Origin of the sequence: Streptomyces sp. HNM0575 (genome assembly GCF_012726265.1) — a bacterium.
In the GTDB taxonomy this organism is placed as follows: Bacteria; Actinomycetota; Actinomycetes; order Streptomycetales; family Streptomycetaceae; genus Streptomyces.
In genome coordinates this window covers 64927-88138 of record NZ_JAASAG010000007.1, presented here as the reverse complement: position 1 = coordinate 88138, position 23212 = coordinate 64927, and the positions used below count along the sequence as shown (strand labels likewise).

Genomic DNA, 23212 nt, shown 5'->3' with positions numbered 1-23212 from the left:
CCGGTACGGCGGAAGTCCGTACGTAGGAGGTCCGTACGCCGGAGGTCCGGTCGGGGCGGCCCGGCTCAGCCGATGCGCACGCCGAACTGGAACGGCATGTTGTTGATCGACTCGTAGCGCACGCCCGCGCCCGGCTTCGGGGCGTGCAGGACCTGCCCGTTGCCCGCGTAGAAGCCGATGTGGTGCTGGTCGCCGTAGAAGATGACCAGGTCGCCGGGGGCGAGCTGACCGCGGCCCACATGGGTGCCGGCGCCCGCCTGCGCCTGCGAGGTGCGGGGAAGCGAGACGCCCGCCTGCTGGTACGCCCAGGAGGTGAGGCCGGAGCAGTCGAAGGAGCTGGGACCGGTGGCGCCCCACACGTACGGCGAACCTATCTTGCTCTTGGCCGCGGAGAGCGCGGCGGCCGCGCGCTGCGAGGCGGAGGCGTCGCTGCCGAGGTCCACACGGGACGCGGAGGCGCGGTCCGCCCTGGCCTGCTGGGCGGCGAGCTTCGCACGGTCGTCCGCCGTGAGGGAGTTGAGGAGTGAGCGGGCCTTGGAGAGCTTCTTCTGGATGTCCTGCTTCTTCTCGCCGAGTTCCTTGCGAGTGTCGTCCAGGTCCTTGAGCTTGTCCGCGGCCTCCTGGCGCTGCTGCGCCAGATTGCGCTGCTTCGTCTGGATCTTCTTCAGCGCCTCGGCCTGCTTGCTGCTCATCTGGTCGAGCGTGGAGGCCTTGTCGAGGTAGCTGTCCGGGTCGGAGGAGAGGAAGAGCTGCACGGACGGGTCCACACCGCCGGTGCGGTACTGCGCGGTGGCCATCGAACCCAGGCCGTTGCGCATGTCGTTGAGGTCGTCCTGCCCGCGCGCGACGCTGTCCTGGAGGTTCCCGACCTCCTTCTCCAGCTTCTTCTGCTTGTCCTTGGCGCCGTTGTACTTCTCCGTGGCGCCCTCGGCGTCCTCGTAGAGCTTGTCGACCTTCTCCTTGACCTCTTTCTTGGAGGCCTTGGGCTCCGCCTGGGCTCCCTGGGCGGTGAGCGCGACGGCTGCGGCCGCCGTGGCCGTCAGCACGGTCACGCGGCGAGTACGGCTGGGCTGCTTGGGTCGACGGTGGGACGCCACTGGGGCGAGCTCCTTCTTCCTCAGCCGCCTACCGGACTGACACTCCGGCTCCACTTCGCCTTGGGGCCGGCTCCGTGGAACGAGGCGGTCCTCCGCCGCCGCCCCGGATGGACGGCCAACTTTGCGGAGGTTCGAGGCCAGACATTAGCCACGGGTAATCGTCGGATCAAATCACTCTCCGAAAAAACCTGTCACACGACTCGATTCTTTACTCATCTCGCACTGGGAGCGATGACGGTGTCACTCAGTGTGCGAACACGGCGCCGCTGCGGGCGATTTGAGAAGGAGCACCGTACGGCGCGGACGAGGCCGGGACGCCATGTGTACAGCACGGCCTCCGATGTCATCGGTGCAGCTCAGCACCGGGTCATGTCAACTGGCGGCGGCCGAGGCGCCGTTGCTCAGCCGTCCGTACGGCGCGTACGAACACCGCGGTGAGGCCGAAGAGGAAACCTGCCCTCCGGGCGCCGGGTGTAACCAGCCTCACGTCGGCGAGACGTCGCGAATACGCCCCAACTCGGCCCCACGGGCCGCCCGTTAACCGTCCGTTACGACCGGACCGCCCGGTTATGCGTAAAAGCGGAAGGAGCCGGGGGCATCAGGTACGGCCAAGTCGGCGCAGCAGCAGAGCGGATGAGACGGGGCGCGCCCCGGCCGCCGCACAACCGTCCGCCACCTCGCGGTCGGAGGAGACGACCACGACCGCACGCCCGGCCGGTTCCGCCCGTACGAGCTGCCGGATCAGTTCGTCCGCGGTCTGCCCCGGCTTGCTGAACAGCACCCGCACACCGCGCGGCGGCGCCAGCAGCACGGGCGCCGCGAGCTCCGCGCCGTCGAAGACACAGGTGACCTCGGCGCCGGACTGCGCCGCCAGACCGGCCAGTCCACCCAGCAGCCGCAGCCGCTGCTTGTCCAGCGGCATCGTCGGATAGCCGGTCTTGGTGACGTTGTAGCCGTCGACGACCAGATGCGACTGCGGCAGCGCGAGCAGCTGGTCGAGCAGTTCCGGATCGGTCTCCGACAGGGCGCGGGCGGCGATGTCGCGCGGCGTCATGCGGCCCGGCTCGACGGCCTCGACGGTGTCGGCGGGGCGGCTCGTCGTCGGCGGCAGCGCCAACTCCCGGCGCAGGCCCTGCGCGGCGTCCAGCACGCTGTCCAGCAGCAGCCGCACCCGCATGTCCTCCACGCTGCGCCCCTCACGCGCGGCGCGGCGCCCGGACTCCAGCGCGGACTCCGTCTCGGAGAGCCGCGTGCGCAGCCGCCTGCTCTCGCTCTCGGCGGCCGACTTCTCCGCCGCCGCCGAGGAACGGAGCTCCTCCAGCTCGCTGCGGAGTCTGCGGGCCTCGGCCGCGCCGCGCTTCACATCGCTCTGGGCGCTGCGCAGCTTCCGCCGGGTGGTCTCCAGCTCCCTGCGCGCCGACTCCAGTTCGCCGCGGCTGCGTTCGCTCTCCGTACGGGCGGCGGTGCGCGCGTCGGCCAGTTCGCGCCGCAGCCGGGCCAGTTCGCGCTGTGCCTCGGCGCCCGCCTGCTCGGCCTGCGCCCGGTGGGCCTCCTCGCCGGCCGCCGCGACGAGCTTCGCCCAGTCCACGGGACGCAGTACGTAGGCGACCGCGGCCACGTCGACAGGGTCGGCGGCGGGCGGCGGCGTGCCCGAGGACAGCGCCTCGGTGAGTTCCGGGAACCGCTCGCGCAGCTGCTCGGCGATCCGCTCGCGGAAGGCGGGCTCGCTCTCCAGGGCCGCGGCCATGGCGTTGGCGCCGAACTTGATGCGGCGCTGCGGTGTGAAGCGGGCGTACTGCCGCAGCGGGGCGGGGAGTTCGGCGACGGTCAGTCCTCCGAGGGCGTCTCCGGTGAGGGTCACCACCCGGCGGCGCACCTTCTCCGGCAGCGGCCTGTCGAACGGCTCGCCGTCCTCGGAACGCGGTGGACCCGTGAGGCCGGACCCGCCTCCCCCACCCTCGTCCTCGTCCTCGCCCTCGCCCTCGGCGGAGGCAGGGCCCGTGCCCGTGCCGGGCTCATCTTCCGGTTCGCGCACCGGCTCGGGCCCGGACAGCGGCTCAGACCCGGACAGCGGCTCCGGCGCGGGCCGCGGCTCCGGACCGGGCTGCGACTGTCGCCGCGGCTCCTGGTCCGGTCCGTCGCCCGGTGCCGGCGGCTCGTGACCCGGGCCGCCGGCAGTCCCATCCACCACCGTTCACACCTGCCGTTCCTCAGACTTGAGCGCCCGGCCGCTCCACGAGCTCGACCTGGTCGGCGGCGTCGCACCACCGGCAGCGTACGGATTCGATGCTCTCACTGAGCACCTCCTGCTCCTCGATCCGCGGCTCACCGGCCAGGTCCAGGTGCACGTACTCGACGACCTTGCTGGAGCGGGTCACGTCGAAGCGCGTCAGATTGCCGCAGAGAGTGCAGCGCCACCTGGTGCCGTCCGTGGGCTTGGGGACCGTCATGGTCTCGACCTCATTCCTTCGAGCGTTCACGGGCTTCGGTGCGGTGCGACCACGTGTGCGCGCGGTAACCGGACGAAAGCGCAGCATCGCCTGCCGTAACCCTAAGACCTGCCGCACACCACGCGTCCCGAGGAGCCTGCCCAGTGGCCGAACCGTCATGAACCGCACCTCCGCGAAGCTTCCCGTCGTTACGTGTGCGCTCATCCTCCTGTGCACCGTGATCTTCCTCACCGGACCGGCCTCGGGCTTCCTGCCGGGCTACGGAACGGGCGCGGCCCTGCACCGGGCGCAGGCCGCCTACTTCGACCACTGGGGCGTCGTGCCGCGCACCCTGTGGAGCGGTGCCGCGCGCCCCTTCATCACGCCGCTCACCGCCCTCTTCCTGCACGCGGGCTGGCTCCATCTGCTGGGCAACCTGCTCTTTCTGCACGTCTTCGGCGTTGCCGTGGAAGCGCGGATGGGCAGCCTCCGCTTCGCCGTCTGCTATCTGTGCGCCGGCTACATCGCCATGCTCTGCTACGCGGTGGCCCACCACCAGTCGGCGGAGACCCTGGTGGGGGCGTCGGGCGCGGTCTCGGCAGTGCTGGGCGCGTTCCTCTATCTCCACCCGTCGGCCCGGGTCACCAGCCTCTTCCCGTTCCTGTACTTCCTGCCGCTGCGCTTCCCGGCCTGGGTGGTGCTGGTCTTCTGGCTCACGCTCCAGTGGATCGCGGCACGCGGCGACGCCGACGGGCCGGGCGTCGCCTACCTCGCCCACGTCGTCGGCTTCACCCTCGGCTTCCTCTACGCATGGGCGCGTTTCCGCCGATTCCATACGGCTACAGTGGGCACGCCCGCTCCGGCGACCCAGGGAGAGCCGACACCGTGATCACCTCGATCGTGCTCATCAAGACCAGCACCGAACGCATCCCCGAGATCGCCGAGCAGATCGCCGCGCTGGAAGGCGTCAGCGAGGTCTACTCGGTCACCGGTGCGCACGATCTGATCGCGATGGTGCGGGTGGCGCAGCACGACGACCTCGCCGACGTCATTCCGGGACGGATCAGCAAGGTGCCGGGCGTGATCTCGACGGAGACGCACATCGCCTTCCGTACGTACTCGCAGCACGATCTGGAGTCGGCCTTCGCCATCGGGCTGGACGCCTGACAGGGCGCCGCGCGGCCGTGCCGCGCGGCGCCGGCTGACGTCAGACCGCCGGGCGGGCGGCAGCGGACTCCGGTGGCCGCCCCGGCGTCCGCGAACCCTCCGGCGCCTGCCGGGTCTCCGGGGGCTCCGGTATGCAGCGTCCGTCCTCCGTGCGGTAGCGCCACCTGGCGCCGTCACGCACCAGCTCACGCACCGCTCGTACGAACCGCTCCACGTGCTCGTCGGGGGTGCCGGCGCCGATGCTGACCCGTACGGCGTTCAGGGACCGCCCCTCGGAAGCGCCGCACTCGCCGGGGTCCTCGCTGCCGGAGCCGAGCAGGGCGCCCAGCAACGGGTGAGCGCAGAAGAGGCCGTCGCGTACGCCGATCCCGTACTCGGCGGAGAGCGCGGCGGCCAGGTGCGAGCTGTTCCAGCCCTCGACGGTGAAGGAGACGACGCCGACCCGGTGTTCGGCCGCGGAGGGGGTGGCTCCGGCCGGGATGTCGGAGGCGGCGTCGGTGGCGCGGGCATCGGTGGCGCGAGTGCCGGTGCGGGTGCCGGTGGCGGTGGCGGTGCGGGTGCCGTGGCTCTCGTCGTCGGCGCCGAAGAGGGAGAGCACCCTCACCTGCGGCACCTCCCCCAGCCCGGCCAGCAGCCGGTCCGTCAACTCCCGCTCCCGCGCGGCCAGTTCGTCGAACCCGGCGCCGCTCAGCGCCCGGCAGGCGGAGGCCACCGCGTATGCGCCGATGACGTTCGGCGACCCCGCCTCGTGGCGCGCGGGCCCGGTCTGCCACTCCGCCGTCACGCTGCCGTCCGACGTCCGCGCGACCTTGCGGCTGGCGCCGCCGCCCGCCAGATAGGGCTCCGCCGCGTGCAGCCAGTCGGAGCGTCCCGCCAGCACCCCGGCGCCGAATGGCGCGTACAGCTTGTGACCGGAGAACGCGACCCAGTCGACGTCCAGTTCGCCGATGTGCACGGGCCGGTGCGGTGCCAGCTGGGCGGCGTCGAGCACGATGCGTGCCCCGTGCCGGTGCGCTGCGGCGGCCAGGCTCCGTACGGGCCAGATCTCCCCCGTGACGTTCGAAGCCCCGGTCACGCACACCAGCTTCGGGCCCTCGGGCGCCGCGCTCAGCGCACGCTCCAGCGTCTCGACGGCGGCACGGGGCGAGCGCGGCGCGTCCAGGAAGACGGTGGCCGCCCCGGCGCCGGACCACGGGAGCAGCGCGGCGTGGTGCTCGGTCTCGAAGACGAAGACGCGGGTGCCCTCGGGCAGTGCGGACGCCAGCAGGTTCAGCGAATCGGTGGTGGAGCGGGTGAAGACGACCTCGTCCGACTCACGGCAGCCCAGGAAGCGCGCCACCGTCTCCCTGCTCTTCTCGAAGATCGCGGTGGAGTGCTGGGAGAGATGACCGGCTCCCCGGTGCACGCTGCCGTAGTACGGGGCGTAGGCGGCGACGTCGTCCCAGACGCTGCGCAGCACGGGTGCGCTGGCGGCGTAGTCCAGTGCGGCGTAAGGGAGTTCACCGCCCGTCACGAGGGGGGCGAGTACGTCCAGGCCGAGTACCGGCAGCGGCCCGGCCGGCCGGACGGAGGCACCCGGCGCCCCACAGGGGACGGTTCCGGAAGCGGCGGGACCCGATCCGGTCGTGGCCCCGGAGTGTGTGGTGGTCCCGGACTGCGTCGTGGACCCGGACTGTGTCGTGGACCCGGGCTCAGTGATGGACCCGGACTGTCCGGACTCCGTCGTGGGCCCGGCAGCGCTCCCGGAAACGGAGACGCGGTCGTAAACGGACGCCGTGAGCAGGCTCATGCGATGACTCCCTCGAAGACCAGGGACCCCTGGCCGTCGGCCGCCCCGCCCGCGGGCGAGGTGGAGAGGGATCCGTGCTTGCCGCTCGACCCTGCTGTCGTGCGGCCCGGTCATCACCCGGGGCACCCCACCACGGAAGGAGGGTTGCCGGACAGCGGGCCGGGGCCTTCATCGCTGTCGCTCGTGACCTGGCGGTGAGTATGGCACACGGTGCCGCCGGCCCTGTCCGGCCGTCCGTATCCCGGACAGACCTTCCCGGACAGACCCGGCGTACGACCCGCGGTACGACCCGGACCGGAGGCGGTACGCCCCGGACCGGAGGCCCAGGAAGAGGCAGGGGTCCCAACCGGCGGCAGCGGGACGTCACTTGTGGCTGGCCGTCACCCAGCGGTCGAGCGCGGCACGGGCGGCACCGCTGTCGACGGACTCGGCTGCCCGCTCCATGGCCTCGCCGATCTGAGCGGTCAGCGGGACATCGCCCGCGGCGTCCGGCTCCAGCGCGACGAGCGCCGCCGCCGAGTTGAGGAGCACCGCGTCGCGCACCGGCCCGTGCTCGCCGTCCAGGAGACGGCGGGCCACGTCGGCGTTGTAGGCGGCGTCGGCGCCCCGCAGCGCCTCGACGGGCACGATCTCCAGCCCGACGTCCCGCGGGTCGAAGGACTCCTCGCGCACCGCTCCGTCCCGTACGACCCACACCGTGGACGTCGCGGTGGTCGTCAGCTCGTCCAGGCCGTCGTCACCGCGGAACACCAGCGCCGAGGAGCCGCGTTCGGCCAGAACGCCCGCCATGATGGGCGCCATGCGGGCGTTGGCGACTCCCGTCGCCTGGGCCTGCACCCGCGCGGGGTTCGTCAGCGGACCGAGAAAGTTGAACGAGGTGGGGATGCCCAACTCGCCCCGCGCATTGGCCACATGGCGCAGCGACGGGTGGAACCTCACCGCGAAGCAGAACGTGATCCCGGCCTCGTCGGCCACCTCGGCGACCCGCTGCGGGCTCAACTCCAGGTTGACGCCCAGCTTTTCCAGCACGTCCGTGGCCCCGCTCGCGCTCGACGCCGCCCGGTTGCCGTGCTTGACGACCTTCGCACCGCATCCGGCGACGACGATCGCGGACATCGTGGAGATGTTGACCGTACGCGCCCTGTCGCCGCCCGTGCCGACGATGTCCACCGTCGGGCCGGGCACCTCGATCACGTTGGCGTGCTCGTACATCGCCCGTACGAGACCGGCGATCTCCCCGACCGTCTCGCCCTTGGCGCGGAGCGCCACCGCGAAGCCCGCGATCTGGGCGTCGGTGGCCTCGCCGCTCATGATGTGGTCCATGGCCCACGCGGTCGCGTCGGAGGTGAGGTCCTCCCCCGCGAGCAGCGACGTCAGCACGTCGGGCCAGGTGTGGTGACCCCCGGGAGCGCCACCCGGGCCGGAGGCTCCGGTGGGGGTCCCGCCCAGGCCGGAGGCGCTGGGGGACGGAGAGCCGGCAGACGGAACGGCACTCATGATCCCTCCTGAGGTCTTCTTGTCGGTCGGAGGCCGGAAGGCCGGAACCGGTGCATCGCCGTCCCGGCGGTACTGCGACGCACCGGTCGGGCATGCGGGGATACGGCGTGGCGTGGGGGACGGCACGGGCTGCCGGGCCCGGCCGACCCCCACCCTAGCGGCAGACGCCCCGGGCCAAGCGATCCGTTTCCGGCACGGCCGTCGTACGGGACGGGAGCGTGCGGGACGGGAGCGCGCGGGGAGCGGCCGCACGCGGGAGGGCCCGGCAGAGGAGGCGGACATACGCGAGGGGCCGGACCCTCCCGTACGGGAAGGCCCGGCCCCTCGTCATGCCGGAGGCCTCTCGTCCGCTCCGGGACGCCGAGGCGTCGCCGTGCGCCGAGCGGCTGGCCGCTCAGTGGTGGCCGTGGCCGCTCGTGAGCTCCTTGTACTCGTCGGCGGTCGGCTTGGGGATCTGAGCCTGCTCGCCGTAGTAGCCCCTGGAGAGCCGGGCACGCAGCTTCTGGCCGCGGCCGACCTTCCGCTGGACGCCGTTCTCGTCGACCTCGGGGCCCGCCTCGTACGGCTTGTGCTGGTCGTGCGCCGTGAGGGTGTGCAGCTGCTCCTGCGAGAGCTGCTCGTGCACCTCGATGAACTCGCCGTGCGGCAGCCGCTTGATGATCCCGGACTCCCGCCCGTGCAGCACCTTCTCCCTGTCGCGGCGCTGAAGTCCGAGACAGGCGCGCCGGGTCACGAAGAAGACGATCACCGGTACCGCGAAGAAGGCGATGCGCACGAACCATGTGATCGAGTTGATCGACAGGTCGAAGTGCGTGGCCACGAGGTCGTTGCCGCCGCCGATCAGCATCACCGTGTACCAGGCGAGCCAGGCAGCGCCGAACGCCGTACGGGTCGGGGCGTTCCGCGGCCGGTCGGCGAGATGGTGCTCGCGTTTGTCGCCCGTCACCCACGACTCGATGAACGGATAGACCGCGATCGCCGCCAGCACCAGTGGGAAGACCATCAGCGGGATGAACACGCCCATCACAAGCGTGTGGCCCCACAGATGGATCTCCCAGCCGGGCATGACGCGGATCAGCCCCTCGGAGAAGCCCATGTACCAGTCGGGCTGTGCGTTGGTCGACACCTGGTCCGGCCGGTAAGGCCCGAGCACCCAGATCGGGTTGACCGTGAACGTCGCCGCGATGACCGAGATGACGCCGAAGACGAGGAAGAAGAAGCCTCCCGCCTTGGCCATGTAGACCGGCAGCAGCGGCATTCCGACCACGTTCTTGTTCGTACGGCCGGGACCGGCGAACTGCGTGTGCTTGTGGTAGAAGACCAGGATCAGGTGCGCCACCAGCAGGCCCAGCATGATGCCGGGCAGCAGCAGTACGTGGATCGAGAAGAACCGCGCGACGAAGTCGTGCCCCGGGAACTCCCCGCCGAACAGGAACATCGACATGTACGTGCCGATGATCGGCATGGAGAGGATCGCGCCCTCCATGAACCGCACGCCGGTGCCCGACAGCAGGTCGTCCGGCAGCGAGTAGCCGGTGAAGCCGGTGAACATCCCCAGCACGAACAGCAGGAAGCCGAACAGCCAGTTGATCTCGCGCGGCTTGCGGAAGGCCCCGGTGAAGAAGACGCGCATCATGTGCACGAACATCGCGCCGAGGAAGATCAGCGCCGCCCAGTGGTGGATCTGCCGTACGAGCAGACCGCCGCGGACGTCGAAGCTGATGTCCAGCGTGGAGGCGAACGCCTCCGACATCCGCACGCCCTGCATCGGCACGTAACTGCCGTGGTACTCCACCTCGTTCATCGACGGGTGGAAGAACAACGTCAGGTACACGCCGGTCAGGATGATGATGATGAAGCTGTAGAGCGCGACCTCACCCAGCATGAAGGACCAGTGGTCCGGGAAGATCTTGCGCATGTTGGCCTTGGCCAGGGTGTAGATGCCCAGGCGGCCGTCGGCCCAGTCCGCGACCCGCTCGCCGGCGGGTGCCTTGCGCTTCGGGGCGGTGGTCTCGGTTGCTGTACTCATGCTCGACGCTCCCAGTAGGCCGGGCCCACGGGTTCTTCGAAGTCGCCCTGCGCCTCGAGGAATCCGTCGTTGTTGACGCTGATCTTCAGCTGCGGCAGCGCGTGGCCGGCCGGGCCGAAGATCACTCGTGCACCGTCCGACAGGTCGAAGGTCGACTGGTGGCACGGGCAGAGCACATGGTGCGTCTGCTGCTCGTAGAGGCTGACGGGACAGCCGACATGGGTGCAGATCTTGGAGTAGGCGACGATCCCCTCGTGGGACCAGTCCAGCTCCCGCTTGTCCTTGATGTCGTCCGGCTCCAGCCGTACGAGCATCAGCGCGGCCTTGGCGATCTGCTGCTGGAAGTCCTCGTCCTTCTCCTCCAGGCCCTCGGGCATGGCGAAGGTCAGCGAGCCGACGCTGATGTCCTCGGGACGCAGCGGCTCCTGGGTGTTCTCGTTGACCAGCAGCTTGCCCTTGGTCCACAGCGTGTGGGTCAGCTTGTCCTCGGGCAGCGGCCCCAGGTCACGCAGGAGCACGACGCCGGACAGCGGCAAGAGGGTCAGCGCCCCGAACATGGTCTTGCGGATGAGCGAACGCCGCCCCAGACCCGACTCCTTGGCGCCCTGCGCGAAGTCCTCCATGACCTTCGCGCGGGTCTCCGGCTCGGCGGAGACGGCGTGCCGCTCGTCGACCAGCTCGTGGTCGGACATCAGAGTGCGCGCCCAGTGGACCGCGCCCGCGCCGATGCAGAAGAGCGCGACGCCGAGCGTCGTGCCGAGCGCGAAGTTCAGCCCGCCGATGCGTCCCGCCGGCCACACATAGATGATCTTGTCGACGGGGATGAGCACGAAGCTCGCGATGAAGGCGAGCGTGGCCAGCATCGACACGGTGAAGAGCATCGCCACGACGCGCTCGGAGCGCTTGGCTGCCCGCTCGTCGATGTCCTGGATCCGCGGCTCGTGGGGCGGCATTCCCGGGTCGGCGAACGGATCGTCCGCGACGGCCAGCGTGCCGTGACCGTTTTCCTGCTGACTCGGCAGGTTCTTCTCTGACACGTTCTCGTGTGATCCAGTCTCGCTCATGACTTCTTGGCCTTTGCGGTCCGGGCTGCGACCCAGATGGCGACGAGGATGAGGACGCCGAGGCCGAAGATCCAGGCGAACAGGCCCTCGATGACCGGGCCGAGGCCGCCGAGCTTGTAACCGCCGGGGCTGTCGGACTCCTTGCTGTTCACCGCCTTCAAGTACGCGGCGACATCCCGCTTGTCCTGCTGCGGCATCACCTTGTCCGGGAAGGACGGCATGTTCTGCGGGCCGGTCTGCATCGCCTCGTAGACGTGCTTGGGATCGGCGTCGTTGAGGTTCGGCGCGTACTTGCCGTGGGTCAGGGCACCGCCCTCACCTGTGAAATTGTGGCACTGCGCGCAGTTGGTGCGGAAGAGCTCCCCGCCCCTGGCGACGTCCGCACCGCTCGGGTCGTACTGGCTCTTGGTGGGCTTGATCGGGCCCGCGCCCAACGAAGCGACGTAGGCGGCGAGTTGGTCCACCTCGTGCTCGCTGTAGATCCTCTTCTTCTTCGGCACCTGGGCGCCCGGCTGCTGCGCGGGCATGCGGCCGGTGCCGACCTGGAAGTCCACGGCGGCGGAGCCGACGCCCACCAGGCTCGGGCCGTCGCTGGTGCCCTGGCCGCCGGTACCGTGGCAGCTGGAACAGCCGACGTCGTAGAGCCTCTTGCCCTCCTCGATGGCGAGGGACTGGCTCGACGACTGGTCGGCCTTGGCCTCACCGGCGGGAGCGAACGCGGCGTACAGCCCCCCGGTGGCCGCCAGCGCGAAGATGAGAACGACGAGCGCCGCCAGCGGATGGCGCCGTCGTGCGGAGAGCTTTTTCACGGATTACCCCGGTGTCAGGATCTTCTGCGTCGATGCTTCTGCTTTTGTCTGTCACTGTCCGGCGCGCGCTCGCGCCACCGGCGCCCGATCAGCTACTTGATCAGGTAGATCGTGGCGAAGAGGCCGATCCAGACGACATCGACGAAGTGCCAGTAGTAGGACACGACGATGGCCGCAGTGGCCTGCTGATGGGTGAAGCGCTTGGCCGCGTACGTCCTGCCGAGCAGGAGCAGGAACGCGATCAGACCACCCGTGACGTGCATCCCGTGGAAGCCGGTGGTCAGGTAGAACACCGATCCGTAGGGATCCGAGGAGAGCGAGATGCCGTCCTTCTCCACCAGCTCCGTGTACTCGAAGATCTGGCCGCCGATGAAGATCGCGCCCATGACGAACGTGATGATGAACCAGCCCCGGAGCTTCTTCACGTCACCGCGCTCGGCTGCGAACACACCGAGCTGGCAGGTGAGCGAAGAGAGCACCAGGATCGTGGTGTTCACCGCCGAGAAGGGCACGTTCAGCGCGTCGGCGTGTTCCTTCCAGAAGTCCGCACCCGTCACGGACCGAAGGGTGAAGTACATCGCGAAGAGGGCCGCGAAGAACATCAGCTCGGAACTCAGCCAGATGATGGTTCCGACGCTGGTGAGGTTCGGCCTGTTGACCGACGGGTGCGCGTGCCCGGTTTCTACTGCTGTTGCTGTCGCCACGCCGACATTATGTCGGTCGCTCATACGGCCCCTGCTGGCGGGGTGCCGTTCGGTGTGTCCGGGACCCGTGTCCAGCTTGAACAGGCCTCTCCCGCGGGCATGGGGAGCGGTGTTGACGAACGGGGCGAGGGAGTAACATCCGCGCTGCGGCTTCCTTTGCCGCTACGTGATCACGTGCGAGACGTCCAGCGGAGGAACGATGCAGCCGACCGCCACGGTGCTGGTCTACAGCGACAACGCAGACACCCGCGAGCAGGTCCGGCTCGCCGCCGGCCGCCGTCCCGCCGCCGACGTGCCGCCCGTCGAGTACGTGGAGTGCGCGACCCTCCCCGCGGTCATCTCCACGCTGGAGAAGCACCGCATCGACGTGTGCGTGCTCGACGGTGAGACCGCTCCCGCGGGCGGCATGGGCGTATGCCGGCAGATCAAGGACGAGATCTTCGACTGCCCTCCCGTGCTGCTGCTGATCGGCCGCCCCCAGGACGCCTGGCTGGCGTCCTGGAGCCGCGCGGAGGCCGCCGTGTCGCACCCCATCGACCCCGTGGCCCTCGCGGGCGCCCTGGCCGGGCTGCTCCGGGAGAACGACGGGGCCGAGCCGCAGGTGCAGCCGCTCTGACCTCCCTGGCCGGTGGTGATCCTCCGGCCGGCCGCCCGGTGACCGGTGCCGGTACCGGCCGGGTGGTGCCGGGGAACTGGTGCCGGTGCCGGTGATCGTCCGGGCCCCGTGCCGGACCGGACGCCGTCACACCTGGGGGCGGAGTCTGCTCACCCCGGTCGCCGAGCCCACGGCGTCCTGGTCCTGGCTGCCGCGCAGCAGCGCACTGCCCGACTTCCACTTCGGCCACGACAGGTTCCAGTCGCCGAAGCCGTTCCCGAAGGGCGCCATCTCGTCGCCGTCGGAGTTGACGTACTTCACGGGGACGCCCGGGCGCACGTGCTCGAAGAACCACTGGGCGTTCTCGGTGCTCATGCCGGTGCAGCCGTGGCTGCTGTTGGAGACGCCGTGCGAGCCGGAGGACCACGGGGCGGCGTGCACGTACTCGCCGCTCCAGGTGAGCCGCGAGGCCCAGTGGACTCCCAGGTCGTAGGACTCGCCGCCGCCGATCCCGACGCTGCCGCTTCGCATGCGGACATACGCCTCGCGGCCCAGGATCACCTTCGTTCCGTTGCGGGTCTCGAACCCGGCCTTGCCCGTGGTGATCGGCATCTCCTTGATGACCTTGCCGTTCTTGCTGAACTTCATCGACAGGCCCGAGGCGTCCGCGAGCGCCTCCACCCGGTCGCCGGTCTTCAGCTTGACGGGCTTGGCCTTGTCCCCGTAGAGGCCCTCGCGGATCTTCAGGCCCTTCAGGCGGGAGCGGACGCTGACCGTCGAGTGTGCGGGCCAGTACTCCTTGGGGCGGAAGTGCAGCTCCTTGCTGTCCACCCAGTGCCAGGAGCCCTCGACGTGCGGGGAGGACTTCACGATGAGCGCGCCCTCGACGAGCTTGCGCTGCTTGGCGCCCTTGATCTTGTGGCTCAGCTCGGCGGTGATGGGCTGGCCGACGCCGTAGGTGCCGCTGTCGGGCCCGAAGGTGACGCCGAGCCTCTTGGCGTGCGCGGGCTTGGTCTGGAAGTTGAGCGTCCGGCGCCCCTGCTCGCCGGAGCCGTTCTCGGTGCTGATACGGACGGTGTAGCGGACGCCCGCGGCGAGGTCGGAGGTGCTGCGCCAGCGGGTGCCGTCCTCGGAGAGCCTGCCGCTGAGGAAGCGCCCCGCGGTGTCGACGGCGGTCACGTCGGTTATCCGGCCTTCGTCGCCGGTGGCGGTCACTTCGAGGGGCTTGGAGGGGTCGACGACGGACCCTTCCTCGCCCGCGCTGACGGATATCTGGTTGCTCGCGTCGTACGGGGCTCCCGCGAGGGGGTTGCCGCTGCTGCCGACGCTGCACGCGGAGAGTCCGACGGCCAGGGGCGCGAGGGTCAGGGCACAGCCGGCGGAGATCCGGCGCTTCGTCCTGTTCGAAGAGTGATTCATAGGCCCAAGGTAGGAAACGTCCCGTTTCAGGGCCTGTTGGGCGCATGCAAACGGGTCGGGCCCCGGTGATCACCGGGGCCCGGCCTGTTTGCGGACTGCTTCCGCCTGGAGCCTTACTGGGTGCGATTCTCGCCGTGGTAGTACTCGAAGACCCAGCCGAAGAGGCCCACGAACAGCAGCGGCGCCGATACGAAGACCACCCACCAGCCGAAGGCCACGCCCAGGAAGCCGAAGGCGGCCCCGAGCCCGAGAGCGAGCGGCTGCCAGCTGTGCGGGCTGAAGAACCCGACCTCGCCGGCGTCGTCCGCTACCTCGGCCTCCTTGTTGTCCTGCGCGCCGGCGTCCACGCGGCGCGCGGTGAAGGCCAGGTAGTAGCCGATCATCACCGCGAGGCCGAAGGCGAGGAACAGCCCGGTCGTGCCGACGGGCTCCTTCGACCAGGCGCCGTAGACGATGGCCGTGGCGAGCAGGAAGACCGCCAGGCCGAGGAACATCTTGCCCTGGACCTTCACTTCGACTCCTCCTTACCGCCGACGAGCGTCTTGGTGCCCGCGGCCTGCTGCTCACCGAGCTGGTCGAGCGCGGCGACCTCCGGGTAGTGGAGGTCGAAGGCCGGGGACTCGGAACGGATCCGCGGCAGCTGGAGGAAGTTGTGCCGCGGGGGCGGGCAGGTCGTCGCCCACTCGAGAGAGCGGCCGTAGCCCCACGGGTCGTCGGTGCCGACCGGCTTTCCGTACTTGGCCGTCTTCCAGACGTTGTAGAGGAACGGCAGGACCGAAAGGCCCAGTACGAACGAGCTGATCGTCGAGACGGTGTTGAGGGCGGTGAAGCCGTCCGCTGCCAGATAGTCGGCGTAGCGGCGCGGCATGCCCTCGGCGCCCAGCCAGTGCTGGACGAGGAAGGTGCCGTGGAAGCCGGTGAACAGCGTCCAGAAGGTGATCTTGCCGAGACGCTCGTCGAGGATCTTCCCGGTGAACTTCGGCCACCAGAAGTGGAAGCCGGCGAACATCGCGAAGACGACCGTCCCGAACACCACGTAGTGGAAGTGCGCCACCACGAAGTACGTGTCGGAGACGTGGAAGTCCATCGGCGGCGACGCCAGGATGACGCCGGTCAGACCACCGAAGAGGAACGTGACGAGGAAGCCGATCGCCCAGAGCATCGGTGTCTCGAAGGACAGCGAGCCCTTCCACATCGTGCCGACCCAGTTGAAGAACTTCACGCCCGTGGGCACCGCGATCAGGAACGTCATGAACGCGAAGAAGGGCAGCAGCACCCCGCCCGTGACGTACATGTGGTGCGCCCAGACCGTGACCGAGAGGCCGGCGATGGCGATCGTCGCGCCGATGAGGCTGATGTAGCCGAACATCGGCTTGCGGCTGAAGACCGGGATGACCTCGGAGATGATGCCGAAGAACGGCAACGCGATGATGTAGACCTCTGGATGGCCGAAGAACCAGAAGAGGTGCTGCCACAGCAGCGCACCTCCGTTGGCCGCGTCGAAGACGTGCGCCCCGAACTTGCGGTCGGCCTCCAGGGCGAACAGCGCGGCGGCCAGCACCGGGAAGGCCAGCAGCACCAGCACACCGGTGAGCAGCACGTTCCAGGTGAAGATCGGCATCCGGAACATCGTCATGCCGGGCGCGCGCATGCAGATGATGGTGGTGATGAAGTTGACGGAGCCGAGGATCGTGCCGAATCCGGAGAGGGCCAGGCCCATGATCCACAGGTCGGCGCCGATGCCCGGAGAGCGGATCGCGTCCGAGAGCGGCGAGTAGGCGAACCAGCCGAAGTCCGCGGCGCCCGACGGCGTGAGGAAGCCGCCGACGGCGATGAGCGAACCGAAGAGGTAGAACCAGTACGCCAGCATGTTCAGCCGCGGGAAGGCCACATCGGGCGAGCCGATCTGGAGCGGCATGATCCAGTTCGCGAAGCCCGCGAAGAGCGGGGTGGCGAACATCAGCAGCATGATCGTGCCGTGCATGGTGAACGCCTGGTTGAACTGCTCGCTCGACATGACCTGGATGCCGGGCCGCGCGAGCTCCGCGCGCATGAACAGCGCCATCACGCCGCCGAGCAGGAAGAAGGCGAAGGACGTGACGAAGTACAGCGTCCCGATCTTCTTGTGGTCGGTCGTGGTGGCCCAGTCGACCAGCATGGCGCCGGGCGTCTTCTGGCGTACGGGCGGTGCTGCCTCGGCCGTCGCGGCGGCACCCTTGGATTCGTTGAGGATGCTCACGGGTTATTCGTCTCCGCATTCCTGGCGTCGCCGGTGGTGGCGGTGCCCGACGGGATGTAGCCGGTCTGGCCCTTCTGGGCCAGGTCCTTCAGATGCTTCTGGTAGCGCTCAGGGGAAACGACCTTCACGTTGAAGAGCATCCTGGAGTGGTCGACGCCGCACAGTTCGGCGCACTTGCCCTTGTAGGTGCCCTCCTTGTTGGGAGTCACCTCGAACCGGTTGACGTGACCGGGGAGTACGTCCTGCTTCATCAGGAACGCCACCGTCCAGAAGGAGTGGATGACGTCGCGGGAGGTGAGGATGAACTGCACCGTCTCGCCCTTGGGCAGCCAGAGCGTGGGGCCCGGGTCCCCCGTCTGCGGATTGCGCTCGGCCGGTGTCCCGACGGTGTATACGCCGTCGGCGCCCTTGGGGAAGGTCGTCCTCATCCGGTCCGGGATGGCGGAGAGTTCCTTGTCACCGGTGTTGGACGTGGAGGCCTTGCCGTCCACGTCCTCGATGTAGTTGAAGCCCCAGCTCCACTGGAAGCCCACCACGTTGACGACGTGGTCGGGCTTCTTCGTCGTGGCCAGGAGCTTGGTCTCGTCCCGCGCGGTGAAGTAGAAGAGCACCGCCACGATGATGATCGGGACCACCGTGTACAGAGCCTCGATGGGCATGTTGTACCGGGTCTGCGGGGGGACCTCCACCTTGGTCCTGGAACGCCGGTGGAAGACCACGCTCCAAACGATCAGGCCCCAGACCAGAGCGCCCACGGCGAGCGCCGCCGCCCAGGATCCCTGCCAGAGGGCAAGGATCCGCGGGGCCTCGTCCGTGACCGGGGTGGGCATGCCGAGGCGGGGAAAGTCCTTGTATGTGCAACCGGTGGCGGTCGCCAGGACCAGGCCCGCTGCGAGTGCCTGGTGCAGCTTCCGCCGCATCGGGCGCCGCGACATGGGGATACCGCCCACGCCCTTCGGGCGGTGGGGGAGGTCGGAGCCGTTGGGACTCACGTAGCGCCTTCCCGAGAGTCTCGCCCGCCCGATACCGGCTCGGCCGTTTTGCTGGTCGGGCGCGGGCCCTGGCGCGGGCAGGGGTTTGGATGTTTATGCGGGGCAAACCTTACTGGACCCTTCTCAGGGCCTCGCTGGGAGGGTCCCCAACGCGCCGCGCACCCCTCAACAGCGGCCTTGTGGCGTCCTGTCGGGGCCGGGCGGCGTCCTCTCGGTACTGCGCCGGGAGCGCGTTAGCGTTCACATGTGCCCTACTTCGACGCCGCGTCCTCCGTACCCCTGCACCCCGTCGCCCGCGAGGCGCTGACCGCCGCGCTGGACGAGGGCTGGGCCGACCCCGCGCGGCTGCACCGCGAGGGCCGGCGGGCCCGGATGCTGCTGGACGCGGCGCGCGAGACGGCCTCCGAGGCGGTCGGATGCCGCCCGGATGAGCTGGTGTTCACCACGTCGGGGACCCGCGCCCTGCACACGGGCATCGCGGGCGCGCTCGCCGGGCGGCGCCGGGCGGGGCGGCGCCTGGTGGTCTCCGCGGTCGAGCACTCTGCGGTCCTGCACGCGGCCGCAGCCCACGAGGCCGCGGGCGGACTCGTGACCGAGGTGCCCGTCGACCGCACGGGCCGTGCGGCGCCCGCGGGCTTCCGGGCGGCGCTCGGCGATGACACCGCGCTGGCCTGCCTCCAGTCGGCCAACCATGAGGTGGGTACGGAGCAGCCCGTCACGGAGGTGGCCGGGGTGTGCGCCGACGCCGGCATTCCCCTCCTCGTCGACGCGGCCCAGTCGCTGGCGTGGGGCCGGCACGGCGACGCCTGGTCGCTGCTCGCGGGCAGCGCGCACAAGTGGGGCGGGCCGCCGGGCGTGGGGCTGCTGGCCGTACGCAAGGGGGTACGTTTCGCGCCGCCCGCGCCCGTTGACGAGCGGGAGTCGGGGCGGGCTTCGGGCTTCGAGAACATTCCGGCGATCGTGGCAGCGGCGGCGTCGCTGCGCGCGGTACGTGCGGAGGCGGACGCGACCGCGGCCCGGCTGCGCGCCCTGGTGGACCGGGTGCGGGCCCGGGTTCCGGAGTCGGTTCCGGACGTCGAGGTCGTCGGCGACCCGGTGCGGCGGCTGCCGAACCTCGTGACCTTCTCCTGCCTTTACGTGGACGGGGAGGCCCTGCTGCACGCGCTGGACCGGCAGGGCTTCTCGGTCTCCTCGGGCTCGTCGTGCACGTCCAGCACGCTGACGCCGAGCCATGTGCTGCGGGCGATGGGCGTGCTCTCCGAGGGGAACATCCGCCTGTCGCTGCCGCCGGGGTCCGTCGGTTCGGCGGAGGAGGACGTGGAGCGCTTCCTGGAGATCCTTCCGGAGGCCGTACGAGAGGTGCGGGAGCAACTGGCCGGTCCCGGCGGGCGGAACGGTGCGCCGGAGAGGCGGACGGCGCGGACGGGGACGGCGACGGCGACGGCGACAGGACTCGAAGCGGAAGCCGAAGCGGAGGGGGCACGGGCGTCCGCGTCCGCTCACGCGCCGGGCGAGCCCTCCGTGACGGTCGACGCGCTCGGTTCGCTCTGCCCGCTCCCGGTGATCGAACTGGCCAAGGTGATCGGCGAGGTGCCCCTGGGCGGTGTCGTCCGGGTCCTCGCGGACGACGAGGCAGCCCGCGTGGACATCCCGGCCTGGTGCGAGATGCGCGGACAGGAGTATCTGGGTGCCGACGGCGAGGAGTTCAGGGTGCGCCGCCTCAGCTGACCGCGCCCGGCCGCCCGACTCCCCCTGGCGAAGGGGCAGATGGGCCCGGCCGTGCGACAGGTCCGTACGACGGGTCCGTACATCGGGTCCTGCAACCGGACGGGCGGGGCAGCCGGTTGGCCGCCCCGCCCGTCCGCGGACTGCGTCAGCACGTCACAGCACGTCACAAGTGCGCACTCGGCGCAGCTCGTTCACCTGCGCCCGAGTACGGATGCCTTCGGACGCGCGTCAGTTCAGATGCGCGGCGACCTCCGCGGCCGCCTCCTCGCCGTACTGCTTGGTGAAGCGCTCCATGAAGTGGGCGCGCCGCAGCTCGTACTCCTGCGTGCCCACCGTCTCGATGACGAGGGTGGCCAGCATGCAGCCGATCTGAGCGGCCCGCTCCAGGCTCACGCCCCAGGCGAGGCCGGAGAGGAAGCCCGCGCGGAACGCGTCGCCCACACCGGTGGGGTCGGCCTTGGCCTCCTCCTTCGGGACGCCGACGACGATGGGCTCCTGGCCCTCGCGCTCGATCCGGACGCCCTTCGCGCCCAGCGTGACGACGCGGGTACCGACCTTGGCGAGTATCTCCTTGTCGCTCCAGCCGGTCTTGGTCTCGATGAGCTCCTTCTCGTACTCGTTCGAGAAGAGGTACGTCGCGCCCTCCATGAGGGTGCGGATGTCCTCGCCCTCCATGCGCGCGATCTGCTGTGAGAAGTCCGCGGCGAAGGGGATGCCGCGCTTGCGGCACTCCTCGGTGTGGCGGGTCATCGCCTCGGGGTCGTCGGCGCTGATGCAGACGAGGTCGAGGTCGCCGACTCGCTCCGCGACGCTCTGGAGCTCGATCTGGCGGGCCTCGCTCATGGCTCCGGTGTAGAAGGAGCCGATCTGGTTGTGTGCCTCGTCGGTGGTGCAGACGAAGCGGGCGGTGTGCCTCACGTCGGAGATGTGGACGGACTCGGTGTCCACCCCGTGCCTGTCGAGCCAGGCTCGGTACTCCTCGAAATCCTCGCCCGCGGCGCCGACCAGGATCGGGTTCGCCCCCAACTGCCCCATTCCGAATGCGATGTTGGCGCCCACGCCGCCCCGCCTGATCTCGAGCGAGTCGACGAGGAAGGAGAGCGAGACGGTGTGCAACTGGTCGGCGACGAACTGGTCGGCGAACCGGCCGGGGAACGTCATCAGGTGGTCATTCGCGATAGAGCCGGTGACTGCGATACGCACGGCGAAAACTGCTCCTGTCGGAGGTCGCTGTCGGATGGCACCATCACGCTACCTGCTCCCCCGGCTCAACCGAACAGGACGGAACTACCAGATAGTAGGGCCTTCCAGGCGCCTCACCTGCTGCGTAGCGTCGACTTCATGCTGAACACAGCGCGGTGCACGGCCGCGGAACCCGAGTCCATGGACCAGTTGCTGGGCGACTGCGCCCGCATGGCACCGCACTGGACGGTCACGGGGGTCACGGGGTGCGATGTGCCCGCAGCGGGCCCGGCGGCGTCGTACGAGGCGCTGCACGGGGTCCGGGTTCCGGCCGCGTCGGCCCGGCTGCTGGAGGGGATGTCCGAGTACGGGGACTGGTGACCGTACGGACCACACGGGCACCTGCGTACGGGCAGGGGCACGGGCGAACTACTCGGCGCCGGCGGGAACCTCGCGGGCTCCGGCTCCGTCACAGAGATGTCCATCGCGGTCCCACCGCAGGCAGGGGCGGCAGGAGACGCGGTCGGGCGGATCCGAAGGAGCATTGCCGTGGACACCGAACCGTCCCCCGGGCACGGCGGAGAGAGCCCCACCGAATCAGCGGGTGCCGGCGAGCCGGTCACCCCCAGCGGATCAGCGCGTTCCGAGGAGCCCGGGAGCTCCGGGACATCCGCGGACGGACGGCGGCCCGTGCGGCGCCGCCGTCACCGGGCGTCCGTCCTCGCGGTGGCCGCTGCCGTGCTGGTGGCGGGCGGCGGGGGCGCCTGGTGGGCCTCGGCCGCGGGCGACCGGGGGTCCGCCGGAGCCGGAGGCTCTGGCTCCGCAGGTTCGGGCAGCGAGGCCGAACCGCCCGAGCTGGCCCTGGACGGGCTCGTGGCCGCCGGGCAGAGCGGCAAGGACGGCGGCGGACGGCCCGGCATCGCACCCGGCGAGCCGCACCCCAGACTCTTCCGGGCCGACGTCAAGCTGCCGGACGGCCCCGGCACCGCGAGCGTCTATCGCAGCCCGGCCCACGTCGAGCGGGCCTCGGTCGCCGCGCTCGCCGAGGCGCTCGACGTGGCGGGCAAGCCGGAGAAGAAGGACGGCCGCTGGGTCGTGGACGAGGGCGGGAAGTCCCCGGGCGGTACGGCGGGCGGTACCGCGCTCACCGTGAACGACGGCCGCATGACCGGGAATTGGACGTACCACTCCGGCGACGACCGGCCCGTGCTGCGCTGCGGCAAGCCGCTGCCCACGGTGCCGGGCTCGGGCCCCGGCTCAAGCTCCGGCTTCGTACCGCCCGAGGAGGACCCGGGCAGCCAGGCCCCGGACCGGTGCCCGGGCATGCCCGGTTCCGGCAAGGGCGACCCGGTCTCGGAGAAGAAGGCGAAGAGCGCCGTACGGCCGCTGCTGAAGACGCTGAAGCTCAACGGCGCCCGGCTGGACGCCGGAGTGACCACGGGCTCGCTGCGCATGGTGACCGCGACACCGAAGATCGACGGCATGCCCGCGAAGGACTGGAACAGCACCTTCACCGTCGACGAGGACGGCAAGGTCGTACGGGCACACGGCAATCTCGGGAAGCTGCGCCGCGGCGCCACGTACCCCGTGATGTCGGCCGAGGACACCCTCAAGCAGCTCAACAGGCAGGGCTCGCCGGGCACGGCAGGCGTCAGCGAGGCGCAGCCGCATTCGAAGAGCCCGGACCCGAAGGGGAAGGTCGCCCCCAGCAAGGCGCTGAAGGTGACCGGCGCGGAGTTCGGGCTGGCGACTCGCTACACCAACGGCACCCCCGTGCTCGTACCGTCGTGGATCTACGAGGTGCGGCTCGGCGGCGACCACAGGGTGAGCGTGGCCCATCCGGCCGTGGAACCCGAGTACTTGAAGCCGGCGCGGCCCGCACGACCGGGCCCCGCACCGGACCCGGACCCGGATCCGGGGTCCGGATCGGATTCGGGATCGGCCCCGGGTTCCGGACCGGACTCAGGCACGGGTTCCGGATCGGATTCCGGCCGGGCCGGGGAGGCCGGGGCGCCGCCCGCACAGGCCGCCGAGTCCTTCGAGACGGACGGCCGCACCCTGAAGGTCACCTTCTGGGGCGGCGTATGCGGCGGCTACGAGGCGAGCGCCGAGGAGTCCGGAAAACGGGTCGAGGTGACCGTACGGCCGAAGGACACGGACCCGGGCAAGGTGTGCGTGAAGATGGCCCAGCGGCGAACTGTCGAGGTCAAGCTGGACCGGGCGCTGGACGGACGCGAGGTCGTGGACGCGGCGGACGGAGATGCCCTTCCGCACAAGTGAACCGGCGAACACTGGGTAGACATGTCGCCAGAGCGACAATCGGACGCCCCGGACCACCCGCATCGGGAGCCGTCCGGCACCGACCGGCAGAGCTTTACCGGCAGACCTGAGGAGCACGGGGGCGGAACGACGAAGGCGGCGGACCCCTGGTGGGGGGAGTCCGCCGCCTTCGTCCTCTTCGGTTTCAGGCGT

General features: G+C 70.2%; 20 protein-coding genes and 1 riboswitch. Of the genes, 6 read left to right on the top strand and 14 right to left on the bottom strand.

Annotated elements, in window-relative coordinates:
- Positions 1-65: 65 nt before the first annotated feature.
- The 3 genes from HCC61_RS17865 to HCC61_RS17855 form a co-directional block, all read right to left on the bottom strand.
- Positions 66-1097: a C40 family peptidase gene (locus tag HCC61_RS17865; RefSeq protein WP_169136493.1), complete on the bottom strand. Its 1032-nt coding sequence runs from the start codon at positions 1095-1097 to the stop codon at positions 66-68.
- A gap of 598 nt (positions 1098-1695) precedes the next feature.
- The gene (locus tag HCC61_RS17860; RefSeq protein ID WP_240969101.1) at positions 1696-2985 is read right to left on the bottom strand and encodes an NYN domain-containing protein; all 1290 of its coding nucleotides are present in this window, start codon (positions 2983-2985) and stop codon (positions 1696-1698) included.
- 322 nt (positions 2986-3307) lie between these two features.
- Positions 3308-3547, bottom strand: coding sequence for a hypothetical protein (locus HCC61_RS17855; RefSeq protein WP_169136492.1), 240 nt, complete (start codon positions 3545-3547; stop codon positions 3308-3310).
- Positions 3548-3704: 157 nt separating this feature from the next.
- Between HCC61_RS17855 and HCC61_RS17850 the strand changes: the two genes are divergently transcribed.
- Positions 3705-4415 carry a rhomboid family intramembrane serine protease gene (locus HCC61_RS17850; RefSeq protein ID WP_169136491.1) on the top strand — a complete coding sequence of 237 codons (711 nt, stop codon included), beginning with the start codon at positions 3705-3707 and terminating at the stop codon, positions 4413-4415.
- On the top strand, positions 4412-4693 hold the full coding sequence (locus HCC61_RS17845; RefSeq protein ID WP_169136490.1) for an Lrp/AsnC ligand binding domain-containing protein: 282 nt from the start codon (positions 4412-4414) through the stop codon (positions 4691-4693). The genes HCC61_RS17850 and HCC61_RS17845 overlap by 4 nt, the downstream gene beginning before the upstream one ends.
- Positions 4694-4733: 40 nt before the next feature.
- Here the strand turns inward: HCC61_RS17845 and HCC61_RS17840 are convergent, their stop codons facing one another.
- The 6 genes from HCC61_RS17840 to HCC61_RS17815 all read right to left on the bottom strand — a co-directional run bounded on the left by HCC61_RS17840 (position 4734) and on the right by HCC61_RS17815 (position 12609).
- Positions 4734-6242 (bottom strand): aminotransferase class V-fold PLP-dependent enzyme, encoded by a 1509-nt coding sequence (locus HCC61_RS17840; RefSeq protein ID WP_169136964.1) that lies wholly within the window; start codon positions 6240-6242, stop codon positions 4734-4736.
- Between the two features lie 309 nt (positions 6243-6551).
- Positions 6552-6671: riboswitch (SAM riboswitch) on the bottom strand.
- A 174-nt stretch (positions 6672-6845) separates the two neighbouring features.
- The gene (trpD, locus tag HCC61_RS17835; RefSeq protein ID WP_169136489.1) at positions 6846-7979 is read right to left on the bottom strand and encodes an anthranilate phosphoribosyltransferase; all 1134 of its coding nucleotides are present in this window, start codon (positions 7977-7979) and stop codon (positions 6846-6848) included.
- A 394-nt stretch (positions 7980-8373) separates the two neighbouring features.
- On the bottom strand, positions 8374-10008 hold the full coding sequence (locus HCC61_RS17830; RefSeq protein WP_169136488.1) for a ubiquinol-cytochrome c reductase cytochrome b subunit: 1635 nt from the start codon (positions 10006-10008) through the stop codon (positions 8374-8376).
- Positions 10005-11072 carry a Rieske 2Fe-2S domain-containing protein gene (locus HCC61_RS17825; protein ID WP_169136487.1) on the bottom strand — a complete coding sequence of 356 codons (1068 nt, stop codon included), beginning with the start codon at positions 11070-11072 and terminating at the stop codon, positions 10005-10007. The genes HCC61_RS17830 and HCC61_RS17825 overlap by 4 nt, the downstream gene beginning before the upstream one ends.
- The gene (locus HCC61_RS17820; RefSeq protein WP_169136486.1) at positions 11069-11881 is read right to left on the bottom strand and encodes a c-type cytochrome; all 813 of its coding nucleotides are present in this window, start codon (positions 11879-11881) and stop codon (positions 11069-11071) included. The genes HCC61_RS17825 and HCC61_RS17820 overlap by 4 nt, the downstream gene beginning before the upstream one ends.
- A gap of 92 nt (positions 11882-11973) precedes the next feature.
- Positions 11974-12609 carry a heme-copper oxidase subunit III gene (locus tag HCC61_RS17815; protein ID WP_169136485.1) on the bottom strand — a complete coding sequence of 212 codons (636 nt, stop codon included), beginning with the start codon at positions 12607-12609 and terminating at the stop codon, positions 11974-11976.
- A gap of 175 nt (positions 12610-12784) precedes the next feature.
- Here HCC61_RS17815 and HCC61_RS17810 point away from each other — a divergent pair, with 175 nt between their 5' ends.
- On the top strand, positions 12785-13201 hold the full coding sequence (locus HCC61_RS17810) for a hypothetical protein (protein WP_169136484.1): 417 nt from the start codon (positions 12785-12787) through the stop codon (positions 13199-13201).
- 126 nt (positions 13202-13327) lie between these two features.
- Here HCC61_RS17810 and HCC61_RS17805 read toward each other — a convergent pair whose 3' ends face one another.
- The 4 genes from HCC61_RS17805 to coxB form a co-directional block, all read right to left on the bottom strand.
- Complete coding sequence (locus HCC61_RS17805; protein ID WP_169136483.1) at positions 13328-14599, bottom strand: Ig-like domain-containing protein; 1272 nt, start codon at positions 14597-14599, stop codon at positions 13328-13330.
- A gap of 113 nt (positions 14600-14712) precedes the next feature.
- Positions 14713-15111, bottom strand: coding sequence for a cytochrome c oxidase subunit 4 (locus tag HCC61_RS17800; RefSeq protein ID WP_169136482.1), 399 nt, complete (start codon positions 15109-15111; stop codon positions 14713-14715).
- Entirely contained in the window at positions 15108-16838 is a 1731-nt protein-coding gene (gene ctaD / locus HCC61_RS17795; RefSeq protein WP_169136481.1) for a cytochrome c oxidase subunit I, read from the bottom strand. Before ctaD ends, HCC61_RS17800 begins: the two co-directional genes overlap by 4 nt.
- Positions 16835-17773 carry a cytochrome c oxidase subunit II gene (gene coxB / locus HCC61_RS17790; RefSeq protein ID WP_169136963.1) on the bottom strand — a complete coding sequence of 313 codons (939 nt, stop codon included), beginning with the start codon at positions 17771-17773 and terminating at the stop codon, positions 16835-16837. Before coxB ends, ctaD begins: the two co-directional genes overlap by 4 nt.
- A gap of 303 nt (positions 17774-18076) precedes the next feature.
- On the opposite strand from coxB, the gene HCC61_RS17785 reads away from it, so the two are divergent.
- Positions 18077-19558 (top strand): cysteine desulfurase/sulfurtransferase TusA family protein, encoded by a 1482-nt coding sequence (locus tag HCC61_RS17785; protein ID WP_169136480.1) that lies wholly within the window; start codon positions 18077-18079, stop codon positions 19556-19558.
- 228 nt (positions 19559-19786) lie between these two features.
- Here the strand turns inward: HCC61_RS17785 and HCC61_RS17780 are convergent, their stop codons facing one another.
- A complete protein-coding gene (locus HCC61_RS17780; protein WP_169136479.1) occupies positions 19787-20761 on the bottom strand; it encodes a carbohydrate kinase family protein in 975 nt (324 codons plus the stop codon).
- A 138-nt stretch (positions 20762-20899) separates the two neighbouring features.
- Between HCC61_RS17780 and HCC61_RS17775 the strand changes: the two genes are divergently transcribed.
- Entirely contained in the window at positions 20900-21121 is a 222-nt protein-coding gene (locus tag HCC61_RS17775; protein ID WP_169136478.1) for a hypothetical protein, read from the top strand.
- Positions 21122-21289: 168 nt separating this feature from the next.
- On the top strand, positions 21290-23020 hold the full coding sequence (locus HCC61_RS17770; protein WP_169136477.1) for a hypothetical protein: 1731 nt from the start codon (positions 21290-21292) through the stop codon (positions 23018-23020).
- The last annotated feature ends 192 nt before the right edge of the window (positions 23021-23212 follow it).

Excerpts from the sequence above, each read along its gene's own strand:
- HCC61_RS17815 (WP_169136485.1), bottom strand. The coding sequence starts at position 12,609 with ATGAGCGACCGACATAATGTCGGCGTGGCGACAGCAACAGCAGTAGAA.
- HCC61_RS17850 (WP_169136491.1), top strand. The coding sequence starts at position 3,705 with ATGAACCGCACCTCCGCGAAGCTTCCCGTCGTTACGTGTGCGCTCATC.
- coxB (WP_169136963.1), bottom strand. The coding sequence starts at position 17,773 with ATGTCGCGGCGCCCGATGCGGCGGAAGCTGCACCAGGCACTCGCAGCG.
- HCC61_RS17830 (WP_169136488.1), bottom strand. The coding sequence starts at position 10,008 with ATGAGTACAGCAACCGAGACCACCGCCCCGAAGCGCAAGGCACCCGCC.
- HCC61_RS17825 (WP_169136487.1), bottom strand. The coding sequence starts at position 11,072 with ATGAGCGAGACTGGATCACACGAGAACGTGTCAGAGAAGAACCTGCCG.
- HCC61_RS17775 (WP_169136478.1), top strand. The coding sequence starts at position 20,900 with ATGCTGAACACAGCGCGGTGCACGGCCGCGGAACCCGAGTCCATGGAC.
- HCC61_RS17810 (WP_169136484.1), top strand. The coding sequence starts at position 12,785 with ATGCAGCCGACCGCCACGGTGCTGGTCTACAGCGACAACGCAGACACC.
- HCC61_RS17805 (WP_169136483.1), bottom strand. The coding sequence starts at position 14,599 with ATGAATCACTCTTCGAACAGGACGAAGCGCCGGATCTCCGCCGGCTGT.
- HCC61_RS17855 (WP_169136492.1), bottom strand. The coding sequence starts at position 3,547 with ATGACGGTCCCCAAGCCCACGGACGGCACCAGGTGGCGCTGCACTCTC.
- trpD (WP_169136489.1), bottom strand. The coding sequence starts at position 7,979 with ATGAGTGCCGTTCCGTCTGCCGGCTCTCCGTCCCCCAGCGCCTCCGGC.